Origin of the sequence: Candidatus Burkholderia verschuerenii (genome assembly GCF_001189365.1) — a bacterium.
Lineage (GTDB): Bacteria > Pseudomonadota > Gammaproteobacteria > Burkholderiales > Burkholderiaceae > Caballeronia > Caballeronia verschuerenii.
Window position 1 is genome coordinate 1 of record NZ_LFJJ01000348.1, and the last position, 1,770, is coordinate 1,770.

Consider the following 1,770-nt stretch of genomic DNA (forward strand, 5'->3'; position numbering starts at 1 on the left):
CTTACCCGGAACAATGGACTCCAGTCGTCCCCATATCTCATCGGTCAGCAACATTCGACTCATCTTGATCGCTTACGCAAAAGATGAGATGTAAACACATTTCTTCAAATGTGAACAGAGCCTAGGGAAAAACGCTATTTTATGCGCGATACGCCAAGCGTTGATGAAGACATGCCAGCCTGCGCGCGGGCGAATCGCTCGAAGCGCCGCTGCAAGCGGGCTTGCGCCGCATGGAGCGTGACGATTCGCGCGGCGGATCACCATCGCGGTTCGGCTGTCATGCCAGGATTTTTCGGGAGCGGGGGTGTACGGAAGAGACAGGGATGCCGTTTTCGCTCGGGACCAACGGCAAGCGCCCGAAACGAGACTGCGCATGACGTTGCGAGACAGGGCCAAGCAGCGGAGCGCAAATCGAATGGCCGATCGGCGTAAGGCAAAGCGAAAGGGCGTGCCTGGCGGTTGCATGCGCGGCCTTAGGCTTCTGTGTGCCGGTGGCGCTGGTCCGTGCGGAAAACGCGGTGGACAGTGCGCCGACCGGCAAACGTTCCGGCCGTGCAATGACCCGCAAACCCTTGCTCGCCAAGGAGCGTAGGAGTGCCCTTAGGTAATGTCAACAGTATCTTATGTCTTATATAAGACATAGTAATTTGCCAGGGGGTCTGGACGCCCGGCGCGCCTTTGTGTTGAAATGCGCGGCATGAATTCCAACCCGGCGAGCACGACGAATCCCGACGGCGGCGCATCCGCGCCCGAGCCGGCGGGCGCCCCTTCGCCGACGTTCAGCCCGCTATACCGGCAGATCAAGTCGCTCATTACGCAAGGCCTCGAGTCGGGCGAATGGAAGCCCGGCGAAATCATTCCGAGCGAAGTCGAACTGGCCGCGCGCTACAAGGTGAGCCAGGGCACGGTGCGCAAGGCCATCGACGAACTCGCCGCCGACAATCTGCTCGTGCGCCGTCAGGGCAAAGGCACGTTCGTTGCGACGCACAGCGAAGATCGCGTACAGTTCCGCTTCCTGCGCCTTCTGCCCGACGACGGCGACGCTCATCCTCACATCAGCCGCCTGCTTGAATGCAAACGCCTGCGTGCGCCGGCCGAAATCGCGCGGCAACTCGACCTGAAGCCCGCCGACCCCGTCGTTCTTATCAAGCGTTTATTGCAGTTTGATGGCGTGACCACCGTCTTCGACGAGATCTGGCTTCCTGGCGCGGTCTTTCGCGGCCTGACGGCCGAGCGTCTCGCGGACTACAAAGGCCCGCTCTACGCGATGTTCGAGACCGAATTCGGCACGCGCATGATCCGTGCATCGGAGAAGATCCGCGCGGTCGCGGCCGACGAAACCGTCGCGCAATTGCTTGACGTGGCTCAAGGGTTTCCGCTTCTTTCAGTGGAGCGCGTGTCCTATACGTACGGCGATCGCCCTGTCGAGGTGCGGCGCGGCTGGTACGTGACGACCGGCTACTACTATCAGAATGACTTGAGTTGAACGAAAGGACGATGGGCTTTGCGCGAATCGGCGAACGATCGCGCAAGGCGCTCGAATATGCGATTTTCGCGAGAAAAACAATAGTGTCTTCTGCGGCGTTTCGCTGCAGCGCGAAATGAAAAGGCGCTAGAATCGCGGGTTAGTGTTATCACCAGTTGGGGTCTAGCATGGCTGAAGCCGTAAAAAAACCAAGGCCCGAGTACCGGAACATCGGGATCGGCCAACTCGCGCAATACCGCTTGCCGCTCGCAGGGAAGGTGTCGATCCTGCATCGTGTCAGTGGC

2 protein-coding genes are annotated in these 1,770 nt (G+C 59.9%); both read left to right on the plus strand.

From position 1 onward, the window contains the following. The first annotated feature begins 688 nt into the window (after positions 1 to 688). Positions 689 to 1,486, plus strand: coding sequence for a GntR family transcriptional regulator (locus BVER_RS28745; protein ID WP_050456124.1), 798 nt, complete (start codon positions 689 to 691; stop codon positions 1,484 to 1,486). A gap of 167 nt (positions 1,487 to 1,653) precedes the next feature. Next, positions 1,654 to 1,770 (plus strand): succinate dehydrogenase, cytochrome b556 subunit (locus BVER_RS30980; RefSeq protein WP_440588113.1); only part of this gene is annotated, 117 nt, incomplete at its 3' end.

Bases quoted from the DNA above. Each gene is read 5' to 3' on its own strand.
- BVER_RS28745 (WP_050456124.1), top strand. From the start codon at position 689: ATGCGCGGCATGAATTCCAACCCGGCGAGCACGACGAATCCCGACGGC.